We start from the raw sequence: 15,226 nt of genomic DNA, 5'->3' as shown, positions 1-15,226 counted from the left end.
AAGCATGTCCAGCGATCCAAAGAATCCGGATTTTCAGGACCCGCGCATCGCGGCACTGATGGCGTCCGCGGAGCGTGACCGCCCCGTGGCCGACAGCAGCCGACGCGTGGGCCGCGATGGCCGGGAATTCTGCATCTATCCGGGTCAGCTCGGTTATGACATGCAGGAAGAACTCGACTTTCTGTCCAACCGCGTCATGGAGGCGAATGTCTTCTTCACCGGAAGGCTTCTCGCGCCCGCCATGCCGCGCATCGAGGACAAGTCCGTGCGCTTCGCCCTCATTCGAGATGAGAACGGCGCCAGAAGCCGCATGCGCTTCCTGATGCCCTTTACCGTGGAAAAGCCGGGCTTTTCCATCGGTCCCTCCATCATTCGCGTCTGGGCCAATCCATTCGGGCCGCTCGGCACGCCGCTGGTCGACACCGAAGGCGCTGCCGAAACCCTCGACAATCTTTTCGATGCGCTTTCCGACAGCAACATGCGTCTGCCGAATGTTCTGGTTCTGCCGGATATTCGGCTGGAAGGGCCGTTTGCCCGCATGTTCAAAGCCATCGCGCTCAGCCGCAACCTGCCGGTGACGACGACGGGCAATTATTACCGGCCGATGCTGGAGAGCCTTCTCGATGGCAGGGCCTATCTGCGAAACGCCCTTGCGCCGCACCATTTGCGCGAAATGAACAGGCAGTGGCGGCAGCTCGAAAAACTTGGGGCCCTCTCCTATACCGTTACCCGGCAGCCAGCGGACGTGCGTTACCGCATGGAGGAGTTTCTGGCGCTGGAGGCGAGCGGCTGGAAAGGCCGCAAACGCACCGCGCTGGTCAACGACCGTTATCGCGCCGCCTTCGCCCGCGAGGCGATCACCAATCTGGCGGAAGCGGATGCGGTGCGTATCCACACCATCGATCTCAATGGCAGCGCCATCGCCTCCATGGTGGTGTTCATCACGGCGGGCGAGGCCTATACGTGGAAGACCGCTTTCGACGAGAGCTATGCGCAATTTTCTCCCGGCAAGCTGCTGGTGCAGAAACTGACCGACTGGCATCTGGATGACGCCAACATTCTGCGCAGCGACAGCTGCGCCGTGCCCGATCATCCGATCATGAGCCGCTTCTGGCAGGAGCGTCAGGAAATGGGCACGCTGGTCGTCGGGCTTGCCCAGAACAGTGACCGGGATGTGCGTCAGGTTTCCACGCAGGTGGACATGTACCGCAACACCCGCAACCTCGCCCGCAGCCTGCGGCAGAAAATTCTGTCCTTTGGACGCAAGGGCAATTGATCCGAAGGGCGCCGTTGGCGCCCTTCGAAGTTTTCTGACACGGGCAAAGCCTGCTTCAGCGCGAGGCCGTCCGGATCATTTTGCACAGTTTCGTCAGCGCCGCATCGTATCCGCCGCCCAGAATATCGACACAACGGCGGGCGAGCTTGATCTGCTCGGTCCGCGACATATCGTTATAGGCTTGCAGGGCATTGCGCATCGCGCCCGGAGACACTGTGCCCGAGCCGCCGGGATTGGTGGTGCTGCCGCCGGGATTTCCGGGCGTGCCGGTCGAACCAGAGCCGCCGACGCCAACGCCGAGACCGACACCGCTCGAGCCCCCCACATTGGCCCCGACATTGGCGTTGATGCCATCCGAGCCGCCAACGGAAGCGTTCACACCGGCATTGACGCCGCTGGAACCGCCCACGGATGCATTGACATCCGCATTGACCCCATTGCTGCCGCCAACCGATGCGTTGACATCCGCACCCAGCCCGCCGCCGCTCCTGCCGCCGACATCCGCACTGGCGTTAACGCCACTGCTGCCGCCAACGGAGGCATCGACCCCGAGCCCGCCACTGCCATTGTCGCCAACACTGGCGTTAACCCCATTCTCGCCACCGATCCCGATATCCAGCGCATGGGCGTTGATCGGCAGGATCAGGCAGGCGGACAGTAATAAATTGCGAGAAAAAGCCCTCATAATTTCCTCCCTATGAGTTTGGCCATTCCCGCCCCGCGTGGAAACTCCACGCTGACATCATAATTCAATTAGTAATTGCGTATATTCCAATTTATTAGAGGTGCCTAATATTATCCTAATGCCGCAACTGCAAGTGTCGCGATCCGGCACAGCCACCGGCCGCACCAGTTTGATCGACGGCCCGGCAAAGACGGAAAACCGCCCGTGCAAACAGGCGGAATTCAAAAGGATAAGTCAGCTTTGGGGTTGCACGCATGGCCTTGAGCATGATAGACGCCGTGGCATTACCACCGTTGCCCCAATGGCGGAATTGGTAGACGCGCCGCACTCAAAATGCGGTTCCGAAAGGAGTGCTGGTTCGATCCCGGCTTGGGGTACCATTACCTAAAAATCACATTGATTTGCTTAGGTTTTCTGTTCCGAAGTGTCCAAGTAGTTCACACCACCTAGAAAAGTTGGACACTTTTGTTCCTCTTTTGGTCAGTCGTCGCTGTCATCTACAGCCTGATCCATGAGCTTTACAGCGCTCTTCGCGAGCACTTTTTGGCGAGCCGCCTTGGTGTAGCGGATTACCTCTTTCGATGTTGTATGGCCGGTGATTGCCATAATCTGATGTTCCGTCGCGCCGCGATCTGCCAGTCGTGCAGCTGCGGCTTTTCTCAGGCCGTGGGCGCTGCAATGCGTAAGCTCGGCTTCATTGCATCTTTTCCGAAACCAGTTGCCAAACCCGTTCGACGTGAAGGGCTTATTGAACTCGGTGACAAGTAACGTCAGTTCGCCGCATGGGCCGGCCTCGATTGCCTTGACAAGATTGGGATGCAGCGGCATTTCCAACCTGCGTGGTTTTCGCTTCTTGTCCTTCTCCTGGACGAAGCGCAGCCAGCCCTTTGTCATATGCTGCTTTCCGAACAGCACGATATCGCTACGGCGCTGGCTTGTATAAAGCATCAACATCAAGGCCAGATAGGCTTTCGTCCCGATAGGATGTTTCGCGATGAACTGGTCGACTTCATCCGCAGTCCAAGAATGATAGCCTTCCGATCCGGTTTTGAAGTACGGGATATCGCGGGCCGGATTGACCGCACACAACTCCACAGCAGGCATTGTTGCCCACGCGAATATCGCGCGCAGCGATTTAAGCCAGCTATTGGCTGCATCTGGCGTTTCTGCCTTCCGGTCCCGCAGGACGCGAACTGCCTTTGGCGTGAACGCAGAAACTGGCACGTCCTCAAAAAGTTTTTTATCCCCCTTCTTGATCGGCTCTTTCCACATCGCCTCAACAATCAGCTTGCGGCGATAGCGGGTCTTGCTGTCCAGTTGCTTGTACTCCGCACTCTGAAAATAGAGTTGGCACAGCCAGCGGAATGTCCCCTTCCCCGCCATCTTCGGGCCGGTGATTTCCTCTTTCTGGACACCTTCCAACGCCGCGTAGTAAGCCGCGTTGAATTCGTCGGTGCCAGGCAAGCCCGGCAACCGGATTTTTGGTTGGCCTTTCCGCCGAAAATAAAACCGGAGACTGCCTCCGGTTCGATCTTCGACTACATATTTCTTTGCAAATTTCTTGGGCATTTACGCGAAATCCCATTCCTCGTTTTCGTCGCCCTCCCCTCCCGGCAAGCGGCTAAACGCTCTTTCGAGTGACCGCCTGTCCCAAATGGTACGGCTATTAGCCTTCTTCGGCCTCGGCATTCTGCCATCGGCTACCATTTCGTCAAACAGGGATTTGGAAACGCCGATGTAGGCAGCGGCCTGTTCACGGCTCAACCCGAGAACGGGCGGCAATGGGCAGGCGCCTGTAGGTCTCGCTTCGGCGGCGGCTGTCATCGCATGCCCTCCGTCAAAAGCTCGGTGGCTTGAAGGTCAAGAGCCCTCATGGCTTCTTCAAGCTCGCGAGCGGTGTAAGTTGCTTGGTCCGTGGCGCAAAGCGCCGCGCCGCCGATGATGGCGAGGATCAGGAGGGCGCAAGCACAGGCCAGAAAGAACCGACCATAGGGCGGCGTTGGCTGCTGTGGGCGTTTTGCCGGATTCATGGGTGAAATCTGGATCAAGGCTGTCTCCATCCGTTCTGGAAACCGCCTCGGGCGAGGCGGAAACCGGAGCGGACGTCTCAAGCTGCAACGCGTGCGTCTTGCACGCGCATGTCGTGGAACCGCGCAATAGCTGCATCGCCGCAGCGATTGATTTCCTCAGCCGTGAACCATTCCCGCAGGTCGGCTTTCGTGCAGCCTTCGCCAACGCGCTGAATAGCCTCCGCCATCGCGTGGGTCAGTTCGGTTTCGTTCGATGTATTGATATGCATTTGTTGTCTCCATCTATAGGGAGCCGGGCAGCACCTTCGAATTTAGAGGGTGTGCTGCCCGGCCGTCTGTCCGAACCACCAAGGGCATGACGACCAGACCATACGGATAATATGCGCAAACGGATATAAATGTAAATAAAAAATCCGCGAAAGCATAAAGATAATAGCTGTCGCGGATATGATAAAATCTTACCTTGGTTTAATCCAGTCAATGGGCGCTACCCATTCGACCATTTCGTCAGTCATATCAGGGTAAAGCGCATTTATGCTGCTGAGCGTCCATGTGTCTGGCGAACTTCCAGGGCGGATAATCTTCACGAAGATCCTACCGTCCGCGAGTTGAACGACAGCTCGCCGATTAACCATATCGGAGGGTGGCAACAGCTTAGAATAATACAATAGCGTGCCCTCTTCGTACGCTGGGAACATCGATTGCCCTGAAACTTCGACAGCGATAGTTTCCGGGCGAGACCCGGCAGGGGCTTCAACGTAATCGTGCCCACCATCATCAATAGCATAGACTTCTTGTCCCGCCCCCACCTTGCCTTTCAAGGGAACGCGCCGGCTAGGCTGCAACATTGGGTCCGCAAACTCTCTGGCGTGCAACTCTCGAATCGCATCACGGTGCGGGCCTTCGGGGTCAGCGCCCGCCTTCCAACGATGGACCGTGGACTGCGACACACCAAAGTGCGTCGCAAGTTTCATCTGGTTCCAGTGTTTAAGCGCTAAGAGTTCGGCAATTTGTTTTGCTGTGTCCATGCGTTTACGCATAATCTATTACACCATCCGACAAAAATCTGTTTGCGGATATTTTTGGCGTTGCAAAATATCTGTTTGCGCATAATATGCGCGCATGAACGAAATTCGGCATATTAGAAAGACACTCTTTGCTGTCAGTCAGTCTGACTTCGCTGCAATCTTGGGCGTTGCGCAGTCGACTGTCTCCCGTTGGGAAGGCGGGGTTGCGCCTTCTCTCGAAGAAATGCGCGCTATCCGTAGCGCTGCTTTTGAGCGCGAGATCGTGTGGAATGACAGCTATTTCTTTCAAATACCGAAGCAGGCCGCCGAATGAACGGCTCCGATTCGCTTTCGCGCGGCCAATCCTCCCGGCCTGCTGCGACCCGCGCCGGTGCGCTTTCCTTCTTCTCGCCCGGCGCGGGCAACTCTCGTTTTTCATGCGGGCCTCCGTAACTTCCTGACGCCCTGAAACTCTCATCTCCAAACAATTCCCACCACGGGAAAAACGCCGGGATTTTCCCGGCGCGGGAAAGGTATTGTCTTATGATTTCAAACGCATGGTTTCACCGCATCAAAGCCGCGCAACGTGACCTTATCCGCCTCGTGGGCGGTATCGAGCGTGCAGCGGAAATTTCCTCGATTTCGAAAAGCCACATCGGGCGCATGAACAATGCGACCGACCCAGAATTGATGCCGCTGCACGCTGTCTATGCGCTGGAAAGCGAATGCGGCGTGCCGGTCGTCACCTCTGCGATGGCGGAACTTAACGGGCGGCGGCTGGCCGACCCGGAAAATGAGCGCGCCGCCGAACAGTGCGTCGTCGTCACCTATTCCGAAATGGTCCGCAAGGCTGGCGATCTGATTTCCGGCGGCGCGGTTGCGATTGCCGACATGGTGGTGACGCCAGCCGAAGCGACCAAAATGGACCGTGACGCGGCGGAACTGGAAGCCGGTCTGGCCGCGTTTCGAAAGGCCCTCGCCAGTGTGAAAGCTAAGGGCGGTCACAAGGTCGGGCTTAGCGTCGTCGGGGGTGCGGAATGAAGCGCCAGACCGATCCGGCTATCACCGAACTGATGAAGCGCCCCTTGTCCGAACGTGCAAGGGGCTTTTTGCGGCATGTGAAATGCGAGGGCGGCAAGTTGGATTTGTCCGCTCTTGGACTCGCTTACCATATCGTCGCCGAAGAATGCCGCAACTGCGGCTATCTTCACATTACCGCCGATGGAGAGACTGCCAAGCTTACCGGCTTGGGGCAGGCGTACCTTGACCGTTTGATGAGGTCGCACTGATGGCCCCTTACAAGCAAGTCAAGCTTCCCAAGCCCGGCCCGAACGCTCTTGCGATCATTACCACCGCCGTTCGCGATGGTGTAGTGACAGTCGAATCGCAGCAGCAGGGTATCAGCGCGAATAAGTCCGTTAGCAACGGTTACCTGACGCGGGACAAGAAGGACGGCAAGACCTACTACCCGACCGACCGCGCCCGCGAAATGCTTGCCATGCTGGAAGGCATTGCGGAGCCGGGCGACATACCGGAACGCGAAACAGAAAGTGCCGTGGTGCCGGTTGCCGATGCGTCGGGACTGGTTGCCACGGTGGAACGAGCGCGGGCGCTTCTGGACGATGGCGACATCATCAATGCCCGCATCGTCGCGTCGGTCGCCTATAATCAGGCCAAGACTGCCGCACAGTTTGCGGAACAGATCGGCGCAACGGAAAAGCTGATTGCCAAGGCTCGGCGCATGCAGGCCGACGCCCTCTTGATCGAAGCCCGCGCGAAAATCCTCATTGCCGATAAATGGGACGAAGCGCAGGCGGCGGGCGAAGCCGCCACGCGAGGCAGGCCGAAAAACCTTCCCGATGGAAAGGTTTTTTCTGTCGATGATGCCGGACTGTCTTACAAAGAAATTCACGAAGCCCGCAAGCTCGCAGCGGCGGAGCATCGCGAACCCGGCATTGTCGAACGAGCCATTCAGGCGCGGCTTGCTGCCGGGCTGGAACCGACGAAGGCCAATCTTCGCGCGGCGGTCGGCACGGCCAGCGCCACAAAGGAAGAGCGCGGGGCTAACCTCTACGAGACGCCACCGGAAGCGATGTTTACGCTGCTGGCGCTGGAGGAATTCACCGCGTGCGTTCTTGAACCCGCCTGCGGGCGCGGTGCAATCTCGCGGATGCTGGAAGCGTTTCACTACGGCGTAGTGCTGGCCGATATCAACGACTACGGCACGGCGGACAGCAACGGCGAATTGCAGTCGGTGCAGGACTTTTTGACCTCGCAGCCGCAAGAAGTCGGTTCATACGATATCGTCACCAATCCACCTTACGGCGACGTGCTGAATGCCTTTGTGGCCCATGCCCTGCGGGTCTACCAGCCCCGCAAGATGGCGCTTTTGCTCAATCTGAATTTCTTGTGCGGGTTCGCGGACGATGACCGGAATTTCGTCATGGACGATTGCCCGCCCGCACGCGTCTACGTTTTCAAGCGCCGCCTCCCGATGATGCACCGCGACGGATGGGACGGAAACAAAGCCAGCAGCCGCATGAACACGGCGTGGTTCGTTTGGGAACGTGACGAGGCCGGAAACTACGGCAGCGCCACCATTGTCCGCCGCGTGGACTGGAAGGATTACCAGCCTCAGCAACCCGCCGTTACGGCGGAAAGCGAGGCAGCATGAGCGTTTATGTCGACGACATGCGTGCGCCTTTTGGCAACATGGTCATGTGTCACATGTGGGCGGATTCGGATAATGAACTGCTTGCCATGGCGGACCGCATTAGCGTGCAGCGCAAATGGATTCAGGGGCATCCTGTTCTTTCGTTTGGCAAACATCGAAATGCCAGTTGGGTTCATTTCGATATCGCACTTTCGAAACGCGCCCTTGCGGTCAAATTTGGGGCTATCGAGACTGACAGGTTTGGTCCGGTCATTCATACGGCCAAGCTGCGGCTTGCCGGTGCCCTTGCTGCCGGGAATGAGGATGAAGCGCAGGCCGCGCGGGCGCGATTAGCCACGATTGAATGTATTCGCGCGCGGCAAGGCGGTGTGCGGTGACGGGCCTTGTCGATCCTGCCCGCGCTCGCGAGCTAAAAGCCGTTGATCGCCTGCGCTACCTTTCGGCGCGCATCGATGGCGACGTATGGGCTTTCGAGCCACGCGGGAACAATATCGCAGTCATCGCCCGCCGTTCGACGGGTGATGAGGCGCTTATCTGCACGCTGCATGCCGACGCCCTGCCGGACGAACGCGACCTGATTTGCGGCGCGGCGGAAAACCTCGCGTTTCTCTTGGGCCTGATCGGACGGGCATCTGATGCCGTTCGGAAGCTGAAAAAGCAGGTAGAGGCGCAGCAGACTGCCGCCGTGCGGAAAAAGTACGCGGCGCAGGCCGCAATGCTGCTTTCCGACCGCACCTTCCAGCGCTTTCTTGAAATCAAGGGCGCGGGCGGACCGGTGCGCGACAAGGCGCAGGCGGACACCCGGTTGAAAAGCATCCTCGCCATTTCCAGCAAAAAAGAAATCGACAACGACCCGCGCGCGCAAGCTGCCTTCCTGCATTTTCGGAAGGACTTCGAGGCGTGGAAAAGAGGGGGTTCCCGGTGAGCGACCGCATCTTTCCAGAAGTTTCCATCACCTACGGCGACAAGTCCACGAAGGCCATGCAGATCACATGCGCCTGCTGCGGTGCTGTCGCCTACTTCCCGCATCAAACCGGGGTCAATCGCAAGCCGCCAATCGCGGCAACACAACATTTTCAGAACAAGGGATGGGTGGTCGGCAGCAATCCGCGCAAGGATTTCTGCCCGATCCACGCCGCCCCGGCCAAGCGTAAAGGACAAAAAGCCATGGTGGACACGGTAGCGACGATTGCAGACAAGCCCCGTGAAATGAGCCGCGAGGACCGGCGCATTATCAACGACAAGCTGGATGAGGTTTACGCCAAGGACGCCTACAAATCCCCCTGGACGGATTCTGCCGTGGCGAAGGATTTGGGCGTGCCGCGCGATTGGGTGGCGCAGGTCCGCGACCAGTTCTTCGGCCCGGCAGGCTCGAACCCGCTTTATGACGACTTCCTGAAAGAGACAAAGTTGGTGGAAGGTGCGTTCCTCGCCTGCGAGGAAGCGACCGCGCGCGCCGAAAAGGCCGCTGCTGACCAGCGCCGGGCGCATGGTGATCTCTGCAAGGCGATGGACAGCTACCGCGCTCTGGCGCGCAAGGTAGAGCGGGAAATCAGCCGATGACCGACCTCATGCCCATCGTTGAAATTCTGGCGGACTGCGAGACGGACGCGGCGCGCGCGGACTGGCTTTTGCGCGCCCCGCAGGGCGTCATCTACCGCGACCACGCCACAATCCGCCGTGTCTTGCAGGAAGCGCATTTCACGCTCGGCGTGGACGCGCTGGACGTGGAATTTGCAGCCATTAACGCCACACGCCTGCCGGACGGGGGATTGCCGCATACGGTCGTTCTCGGCGTCCATGCCGTGCGTTCTTTCCTGCGCGACGTGGTGCGGAAAGGCGGTGCAAAGTGATGGAACCGGATCACGGCGCAATGTCGCGCGCATGGTCTTGGCGTCACGCGGTCGGTAAATCCGGCCTGCCGCCGATCACGCGCCTTGTGCTGCATACGCTTGGCCTGAAAATGGATGCGACCGGCGGTTCCTGCTATCCGCCGATTTCGGAACTGGTGGACCTGACGGGCCTCGACAAGAAAACCGTCCTGAAACACCTCGAAATCGCCGAAGAGAGCGGTTGGATTGTCGTCACGCAACACGGTTTTCGCGGCCAGAAATGGAAGCGGAACGAATATGTTGCGCGCTGGCCGGGGCGCGACCTTACCGGCAATGCCGCCAGCAGCGAAGATAACGAAGGTGGTGGAAATCCTCCACCACGTTCCGACCATGCCCGCGCCGCCGAAGGTGGTGGACCTGTTCCACCGCGTTCCGTCGCCAAGGTGGTGGAAATCGTTCCCGAAGGTGGTGGAAATGACGACCGGAAGGTGGTGGAGGAGTTCCACCAAGATAAGAATCTTCCAACTAACATTCCAGAGAACTCTCCAGCCGCTGGCGCGGATGAGGGAGTTTTGAAAAAGGTTGATCGAAAAAAGATTGAGCACGCTTTCACGCTGTGGTTCGCGACGTGGAAAAAGGGTGATGTCGAATATGCCCGCAACGCGTGGTTCGCTCTTTCCCCGGAAGATCGGACCGAGTGCGTGGAGCGGACGCCCGCCTATCTTCGTTGGGCCAAGCCTGCCGACCTGATGGCCGCAGCGGTCTACCTCAAAAACCGTCACTGGCGCGACCTGCCGGAACATGTTCTTGCTGAGCCGATCAACGCCCATGGCATTGCCAAGGTCTGCGGCAAGCTCTGGATGGGAACGCGGTTTGAGGCGTTGTCGAAAGAGGCGAGCGGCCTGCTGTATGTGACCAGCTTTGACGAAACCCGTATCGCCAAGGGCATGATTTCCCGCGAACAGCTTATGTTCGAAAAGCGCCGTGACAATGGCTGGCCACTCGTCAACACCATGCGCGACCTTGCCCGTCGCCGCGAGCCTTTCAACACTTCGCTCTCGCTTCTCCCCTTGGTGCAGGACTTCCGGCAGGTGCACCGCGACAGCGATCTGTTCGCAGCTTGGAAGCACCTGCATGAGCGCAACGGCTGGCCCTTTATCGAGCATCCGCCCGAATGGGTATACTTCCCCCCGGTCGATGACGGGGCTGACGATCTCGAAACGGCAGTTGATGCCGCGCTTTCCAAATTTCTTTCCACCATCAGCGAGGGACGCATCAATGATGCATAACGTGAAGATTTATGCCGCCAGCAAGCCGATCAACCCGGAGCTTTATGACCTTTCGCGTTTTGCGTCTCTGTTCGACCAGATGCAGAACACGAAGCGACTCAACGTCACCATGCTTTCCATGGCGGCGGAGAATCAGCCGGGGAAACACGAATGGTTCGTGGTGGAGACGAAGCATAAGGCGGAAAAAGCTGTTGAAGACGCCCTTAGCAAAGCCGGTGTGAAAACTTTTTTGCCCATGGAGAATTGCGGTAAACAGGTCGCTCGCGGTCGCGTCATCCACGATGTTATGCGCCCGATGATGCCCGGTTATGTGCTCGTCAACATGGTTTATTCTCCCGCCGCAGTCTGCGGTATTGCCCGGTTGGAGGGTGTGGCGGGCTTCGTCGGCGGAATGATTGAGCCGCATCGTGTATCAGACGAGGAAATGAATCGTTTCAAGCTCTTCGGTACTCAAGAGCATGACCTTGATACGGAGCACTGCAAGAGCTTTCGGCGCGGTGATACGGTCCGGTTTAGCAGCGGTCCGTTCGCCGGTTTCATCGGCCATGTCACCAAGTTGCGCAAGGATAAGGTGCTTGACGGGGAGCGGATCGCGAGCGGAGCTATCATCGTCGTAGAGATGTTTGGTGCGCTCACGCCTGTCGAAACCTCTCTTGCGTTGCTCGAGAAGTTGTGAATATGGATATTGCAGGATGATCTGCTGATCCTGTGCAAGCGCGTCGGTCTCGACCGGCGAGTGGAGTTAAAACCTCCCACGCGGGTATGCCGGGTAGACCCCGCCTTGACCCTCTCGCCAGAGAGACCGATTCAAGGCCAGTGCGACAGCTATATCATCGGCGGACTTGAGCGAAGGCGACCCTAACCCGGTCGCCTTTTTTCGTTTATAGAGGGTCTATTCCCCGGAGGCACGGCCATGTCTGGTGTTTTGACGATCAAATGGGCCGACAGAAACCTTGCCAAGTACGGCAAGCGCCTTCAGGCGCTGAATGCGCAATTCCCGAAAGTCTTGCCCCGCATAGTCAATCAGGTGGGCAACCGCTCGAAAACGGTTGTCATCCGTGAACTGACGAAAGCAACCGGCTTGCCCCGGCAGGTCATCGTCAAGGCGATTGGTAATCCTGCGGCAGCTCGCCCCGGTCGGTACATCTTCGACATGACGACGCGAGGCGGAAACATTCGCCTCAAGTATCTTCGGCCGAAGGAAACGCCGGCTGGCGTGGTCGCAAGGCCATTCGGCAAGGCAACGCTTTACCCCGGCACTTTCATGCGGGGCGGGCTGTTCCCGGATCGCAAAGAGGTTCCCGCGTTCAACGGCCATGTCTTCTACCGGCTGAATTCGTCGGGCAGTAAAATCACCTTCGCCCGGTCGGGTGTCTTCATTCCCGTGGAAATGTCCACGGGCGCTACGGCCGCCGCCTTCCATCGGATCGCCGCGCCGCTCCTCGATCAACGTGTCTCGGCGGTGCTTGATAAGCTGGTCCCGTGACCCTTCGACCCTGCCCCCTTTGAGGGGTGGCACCCCCCACCCCCCCCCCATTTAGGGACCGTATTCGGAGAAAATCGACCATACGGGACAGGGGTACTGCGGGATTTCACTAGTTGCACTTTCGAAAAGCGGTACACGCATACACGCACGATGCACGCACGCTTGCACGGATGGATTTGATGGACGAAGACTGGATTTCCATCACCGAAGCGGCGGCGCGATTGACGCAATCCGGCGACAAGGTGGATCGCTCGACGCTCTCCCGTTACCTCAAGCAGCACGCGGAAGCGTTGCCGCTTCGCGAAGACGGAAAGTCGAACAAGGTTGATTACATCGCCCTGGTCGAGCATAGATCCGGCAACATTCGCATCCGTTCCGCCCCGGCCGGCACGCTCTTCAGCAGCGTGGCCAGCCCGGCACCTTCCTCGGGTGGCGTCCACAATCGCAACAAAACGCAGGCCGATGGCAACGCGCGCAAAGCGCTCGCTGACGCCGAGCTGAAGGAAATGGACCTCGCCAAACGGCGGGGCGAACTCACCATCGTTGACGAGGTCGATCAGGCCGGCCGCGATGCGGTTGCCCTGATGCAAAGCGCATTCGAGCGCGCCATCGAGCCGGAAGCCGCAACGCTCTCGCTCAAGTTCGGCTGGGACGAACGAACCGTGCGCCTTGCGCTGAAAGGGTTCGTCAAACTTGGTCTGGCGACCTTCAACGAGCAGGTGACAAAGCAACTTGAAGCGCTGAAGCGCCAAGCCGAGGGCGAGCTACTTCAGCAAGATTGATCAGGGCGGGCTTACCAGTGACCATTCACGATGTTCGCGCTCGATTTCCAGAGCTTGTCCATGGGGCGTTGGTCCTGTTTCGCGGCATGGCGGCCGCCAGCCGGCCGACTGAAGACCTGACGATAAGCGAATTTTCTGACGCTTATCGCAAGGTGTCGCCGGAATCGGGTTCCCCGTGGCCGGGTGACTTCCTGACGGACCGCGTTCCATATCTGCGCGAGCCACAAGATTGCCTGCATCCGGATCATCCGGCGCGGCGCGTCACATGCCGCTGGGCCGCCCAGCTCGGCAAATCGACCGCGATTGAAAACTGGTTTTGCTTCATCGTGGATCAAGCGCCCGGCTCGATGATGATCGTGCTGCCGACGCTGGAAGAAGCGACGAAGTTCAACCGCATCAAATTGCAGCCGACAATCGAGGTATCGCCCCGCATCGCTCACAAGGTGATGCCGGTTAATAGCCGTGACGAACAGGGCAGCACGTCCGCGTTCAAGCGCTATGCCGGTGGCTTCTGCCAGATCGTCAATGCAGGTTCTTCCAAGGGCTTGCAGATGGTGTCCATCAAGTATCTGGCGATGGACGAAGTCACGGGCTACCCGAAAGACGTTGACGGGCGCGGCAGTCCTCGCGATCAGGCGCGGGCGCGTCAGAAAATGTACGGCGATCTTGCCAAGGAATGGCAGGGGTCTACGCCGGGCATCGCTGGCGAATGCGCGATCACCGAAGATTTCGAGGCGGGCGATCAGCGATATCGCTATATGCCTTGCCCGCACTGCGGCACCTATCAGGCGCTCGAATTCGACATGATGCGTGGGCCGGACGCCGCGCGTGGCCTTCCGGTGCATATGCGTTGCGTCCGCTGTGACGAACCGATCCTCGACGGCCACAAGCGGCAGATGGAGGAACAGGCACACTGGATCGCGCGCCGCGTCCACGAGGGTGACGATGCTGTACCGCTGGCGATAGCGCCGGCCGATCTTGCGAAATGGCTTTGCCCCGTAAAAGAGGGCAGGTGCCGTGAGTGGGAACCGAGCTATCACCTTTGGGCGGCGTACGCGCCACGCGAGCGCTGGGCCGAAATTTGGAAACGGTGGGAAGACGCGCAAGGCGATACCACCAAAATGAAGGCGTTTTATCAGCAGGATTTGGCCCTGCCATACGATCCGGGCGGCGTCGAAATCGATCATGAAAAGATCGTCGAGGCGGCCCGTGACGAGGGCATACCGAACAACGTGATTCCGGAATGGGCGGCCCTGCTGGTTTCAGCGGCTGACGTTCAGGGCTACGGCATCAAGTGGGGTGTCTATGCCATCGGGCCGCGCGGGCAGTATTGCCTTATCGACCGCGAGATTTTCGAGGGATCGCCCGACAAGTCGGACGAACCATGGATCAAGCTTTCTGACGCGCTCTCTCGGACCTACGTCACGCCGAGCGGCAGGGAAAAGGGCTTGGATATTTCCGGCGTCGATACCGGCTGGGCAACGGACCGGGTTTACCGGTTCTGCGCCGGCCGGCCGAATGTGCTTGCTCTCGATGGTCGCGAACCCATCGGCCTGCCATGGCTCGGAACGCCGAAAAAGAAGGATATCAAGGATCATCGCAACCGCGTGATTGCGAAAGTCCTGCTCTATCCTGTCGGCCTCTACGATGTGAAAACGGCCGTTGCGGCCGCCCTCGCCAACCTGGTGCAGGGCGTCGGCGAGGATAACCAGTGGCCACGGGGCACCATCCATTTTGCTGCCAACCTTTGCGACAACGATTTCGCCAAGGAGCTGACGGCCGAAAGGCTGGTTGACGAGGAAGAAGAGGCGCGAACCAGCCTCAAGCGCGGTTCGCGAAAACTGGTCAATCCGAAGGCTGGGCGCAAATGGAAGAAGATCAACGGTCGCCAGAATGACTGGTTTGACGTGACCGTTTACGCCTATGCGCTTGGCTGGCACCTCGAAAACAAGCGCCGGCTGACAACGGACCGCTGGGCCGATTTGATCCGTGATCTTCACGGGGACACGGAACAGATAAACGACTTGTTCGACCTGGCCGATGAAAGCCCCTTCAGCAAGCAAAAACAGAAACCAGCGCCAGCAACCGGCAAGAAGTCGCGTCAGCGCAAACGTTGGGGGTCATACTCTTGAGTAAAAAACCTCGCCATCGCGTCAAGGCGAATT

20 protein-coding genes and 1 tRNA gene are annotated in these 15,226 nt (G+C 58.8%); 15 read left to right on the top strand and 6 right to left on the bottom strand.

All coding sequences use genetic code 11. The annotated features are described in order from the left end of the window. Positions 1-4 precede the first annotated feature (4 nt). On the top strand, positions 5-1,276 hold the full coding sequence (locus BTE54_RS18065) for a GNAT family N-acetyltransferase (RefSeq protein WP_065657099.1): 1,272 nt from the start codon (positions 5-7) through the stop codon (positions 1,274-1,276). Positions 1,277-1,331: 55 nt separating this feature from the next. Here BTE54_RS18065 and uppQ read toward each other — a convergent pair whose 3' ends face one another. Then, positions 1,332-1,961: a polysaccharide biosynthesis GNAT family N-acetyltransferase UppQ gene (gene uppQ / locus BTE54_RS18060; RefSeq protein ID WP_078053418.1), complete on the bottom strand. Its 630-nt coding sequence runs from the start codon at positions 1,959-1,961 to the stop codon at positions 1,332-1,334. A gap of 295 nt (positions 1,962-2,256) precedes the next feature. On the opposite strand from uppQ, the gene BTE54_RS18055 reads away from it, so the two are divergent. Further along, positions 2,257-2,341, top strand: a tRNA-Leu gene (locus tag BTE54_RS18055). A 100-nt stretch (positions 2,342-2,441) separates the two neighbouring features. On the opposite strand, the gene BTE54_RS18050 is transcribed toward BTE54_RS18055, so the two are convergent. From BTE54_RS18050 to BTE54_RS18030, 5 genes are all read right to left on the bottom strand, one after another. Then, the gene (locus tag BTE54_RS18050; protein ID WP_078053417.1) at positions 2,442-3,530 is read right to left on the bottom strand and encodes a tyrosine-type recombinase/integrase; all 1,089 of its coding nucleotides are present in this window, start codon (positions 3,528-3,530) and stop codon (positions 2,442-2,444) included. Next, a complete protein-coding gene (locus tag BTE54_RS25325) occupies positions 3,531-3,785 on the bottom strand; it encodes a hypothetical protein (protein WP_078053416.1) in 255 nt (84 codons plus the stop codon). Further along, a complete protein-coding gene (locus BTE54_RS18040) occupies positions 3,782-4,009 on the bottom strand; it encodes a hypothetical protein (protein WP_143240739.1) in 228 nt (75 codons plus the stop codon). The genes BTE54_RS25325 and BTE54_RS18040 overlap by 4 nt, the downstream gene beginning before the upstream one ends. Positions 4,010-4,068: 59 nt before the next feature. Continuing rightward, positions 4,069-4,260: a hypothetical protein gene (locus tag BTE54_RS18035; RefSeq protein WP_078053414.1), complete on the bottom strand. Its 192-nt coding sequence runs from the start codon at positions 4,258-4,260 to the stop codon at positions 4,069-4,071. 189 nt (positions 4,261-4,449) lie between these two features. Further along, positions 4,450-5,019, bottom strand: coding sequence for a S24 family peptidase (locus BTE54_RS18030; RefSeq protein ID WP_078053526.1), 570 nt, complete (start codon positions 5,017-5,019; stop codon positions 4,450-4,452). Between the two features lie 94 nt (positions 5,020-5,113). Between BTE54_RS18030 and BTE54_RS18025 the strand changes: the two genes are divergently transcribed. From BTE54_RS18025 to BTE54_RS17965, 13 genes are all read left to right on the top strand, one after another. Then, the gene (locus tag BTE54_RS18025; protein ID WP_078053413.1) at positions 5,114-5,332 is read left to right on the top strand and encodes a helix-turn-helix domain-containing protein; all 219 of its coding nucleotides are present in this window, start codon (positions 5,114-5,116) and stop codon (positions 5,330-5,332) included. A gap of 209 nt (positions 5,333-5,541) precedes the next feature. Beyond that, complete coding sequence (locus BTE54_RS18020; RefSeq protein ID WP_078053412.1) at positions 5,542-6,039, top strand: hypothetical protein; 498 nt, start codon at positions 5,542-5,544, stop codon at positions 6,037-6,039. Continuing rightward, on the top strand, positions 6,036-6,287 hold the full coding sequence (locus tag BTE54_RS18015; RefSeq protein WP_078053411.1) for a hypothetical protein: 252 nt from the start codon (positions 6,036-6,038) through the stop codon (positions 6,285-6,287). The genes BTE54_RS18020 and BTE54_RS18015 overlap by 4 nt, the downstream gene beginning before the upstream one ends. Then, positions 6,287-7,672 (top strand): SAM-dependent methyltransferase, encoded by a 1,386-nt coding sequence (locus BTE54_RS18010; RefSeq protein ID WP_198939186.1) that lies wholly within the window; start codon positions 6,287-6,289, stop codon positions 7,670-7,672. The genes BTE54_RS18015 and BTE54_RS18010 overlap by 1 nt, the downstream gene beginning before the upstream one ends. Then, a complete protein-coding gene (locus BTE54_RS18005) occupies positions 7,669-8,049 on the top strand; it encodes a DUF4031 domain-containing protein (RefSeq protein ID WP_078053410.1) in 381 nt (126 codons plus the stop codon). The genes BTE54_RS18010 and BTE54_RS18005 overlap by 4 nt, the downstream gene beginning before the upstream one ends. Continuing rightward, positions 8,046-8,597: a hypothetical protein gene (locus BTE54_RS18000; protein ID WP_143240738.1), complete on the top strand. Its 552-nt coding sequence runs from the start codon at positions 8,046-8,048 to the stop codon at positions 8,595-8,597. Before BTE54_RS18005 ends, BTE54_RS18000 begins: the two co-directional genes overlap by 4 nt. Further along, a complete protein-coding gene (locus BTE54_RS17995) occupies positions 8,594-9,235 on the top strand; it encodes a hypothetical protein (RefSeq protein ID WP_245316648.1) in 642 nt (213 codons plus the stop codon). Before BTE54_RS18000 ends, BTE54_RS17995 begins: the two co-directional genes overlap by 4 nt. Then, entirely contained in the window at positions 9,232-9,525 is a 294-nt protein-coding gene (locus BTE54_RS17990) for a hypothetical protein (protein ID WP_078053408.1), read from the top strand. The genes BTE54_RS17995 and BTE54_RS17990 overlap by 4 nt, the downstream gene beginning before the upstream one ends. Beyond that, on the top strand, positions 9,525-10,793 hold the full coding sequence (locus tag BTE54_RS17985) for a helix-turn-helix domain-containing protein (protein ID WP_078053407.1): 1,269 nt from the start codon (positions 9,525-9,527) through the stop codon (positions 10,791-10,793). The genes BTE54_RS17990 and BTE54_RS17985 overlap by 1 nt, the downstream gene beginning before the upstream one ends. After that, positions 10,783-11,469, top strand: coding sequence for a transcription termination/antitermination NusG family protein (locus tag BTE54_RS17980; RefSeq protein WP_078053406.1), 687 nt, complete (start codon positions 10,783-10,785; stop codon positions 11,467-11,469). Before BTE54_RS17985 ends, BTE54_RS17980 begins: the two co-directional genes overlap by 11 nt. 237 nt (positions 11,470-11,706) lie before the next feature. Further along, on the top strand, positions 11,707-12,279 hold the full coding sequence (locus BTE54_RS17975; RefSeq protein ID WP_078053405.1) for a hypothetical protein: 573 nt from the start codon (positions 11,707-11,709) through the stop codon (positions 12,277-12,279). 179 nt (positions 12,280-12,458) lie between these two features. Beyond that, positions 12,459-13,061, top strand: coding sequence for a hypothetical protein (locus BTE54_RS17970; RefSeq protein ID WP_245316644.1), 603 nt, complete (start codon positions 12,459-12,461; stop codon positions 13,059-13,061). Positions 13,062-13,078: 17 nt separating this feature from the next. Continuing rightward, on the top strand, positions 13,079-15,193 hold the full coding sequence (locus BTE54_RS17965) for a terminase gpA endonuclease subunit (RefSeq protein ID WP_198939185.1): 2,115 nt from the start codon (positions 13,079-13,081) through the stop codon (positions 15,191-15,193). The last annotated feature ends 33 nt before the right edge of the window (positions 15,194-15,226 follow it).

This window comes from Agrobacterium sp. YIC 4121, assembly GCF_002008205.1.
GTDB lineage: Bacteria > Pseudomonadota > Alphaproteobacteria > Rhizobiales > Rhizobiaceae > Agrobacterium > Agrobacterium leguminum.
This window is presented reverse-complemented; position numbering and strand designations above follow the sequence as displayed.

Coding starts and splice junctions, on each gene's coding strand:
- BTE54_RS25325 (WP_078053416.1), bottom strand. CDS start 3,785: ATGACAGCCGCCGCCGAAGCGAGACCTACAGGCGCCTGCCCATTGCCG.
- BTE54_RS18025 (WP_078053413.1), top strand. CDS start 5,114: ATGAACGAAATTCGGCATATTAGAAAGACACTCTTTGCTGTCAGTCAG.
- BTE54_RS17980 (WP_078053406.1), top strand. CDS start 10,783: ATGATGCATAACGTGAAGATTTATGCCGCCAGCAAGCCGATCAACCCG.
- BTE54_RS18035 (WP_078053414.1), bottom strand. CDS start 4,260: ATGCATATCAATACATCGAACGAAACCGAACTGACCCACGCGATGGCG.
- BTE54_RS17985 (WP_078053407.1), top strand. CDS start 9,525: ATGGAACCGGATCACGGCGCAATGTCGCGCGCATGGTCTTGGCGTCAC.
- BTE54_RS17970 (WP_245316644.1), top strand. CDS start 12,459: ATGGACGAAGACTGGATTTCCATCACCGAAGCGGCGGCGCGATTGACG.
- BTE54_RS18020 (WP_078053412.1), top strand. CDS start 5,542: ATGATTTCAAACGCATGGTTTCACCGCATCAAAGCCGCGCAACGTGAC.
- uppQ (WP_078053418.1), bottom strand. CDS start 1,961: ATGAGGGCTTTTTCTCGCAATTTATTACTGTCCGCCTGCCTGATCCTG.
- BTE54_RS18005 (WP_078053410.1), top strand. CDS start 7,669: ATGAGCGTTTATGTCGACGACATGCGTGCGCCTTTTGGCAACATGGTC.
- BTE54_RS18065 (WP_065657099.1), top strand. CDS start 5: ATGTCCAGCGATCCAAAGAATCCGGATTTTCAGGACCCGCGCATCGCG.
- BTE54_RS17975 (WP_078053405.1), top strand. CDS start 11,707: ATGTCTGGTGTTTTGACGATCAAATGGGCCGACAGAAACCTTGCCAAG.
- BTE54_RS18015 (WP_078053411.1), top strand. CDS start 6,036: ATGAAGCGCCAGACCGATCCGGCTATCACCGAACTGATGAAGCGCCCC.
- BTE54_RS18050 (WP_078053417.1), bottom strand. CDS start 3,530: ATGCCCAAGAAATTTGCAAAGAAATATGTAGTCGAAGATCGAACCGGA.
- BTE54_RS18010 (WP_198939186.1), top strand. CDS start 6,287: ATGGCCCCTTACAAGCAAGTCAAGCTTCCCAAGCCCGGCCCGAACGCT.
- BTE54_RS17990 (WP_078053408.1), top strand. CDS start 9,232: ATGACCGACCTCATGCCCATCGTTGAAATTCTGGCGGACTGCGAGACG.
- BTE54_RS18030 (WP_078053526.1), bottom strand. CDS start 5,019: ATGGACACAGCAAAACAAATTGCCGAACTCTTAGCGCTTAAACACTGG.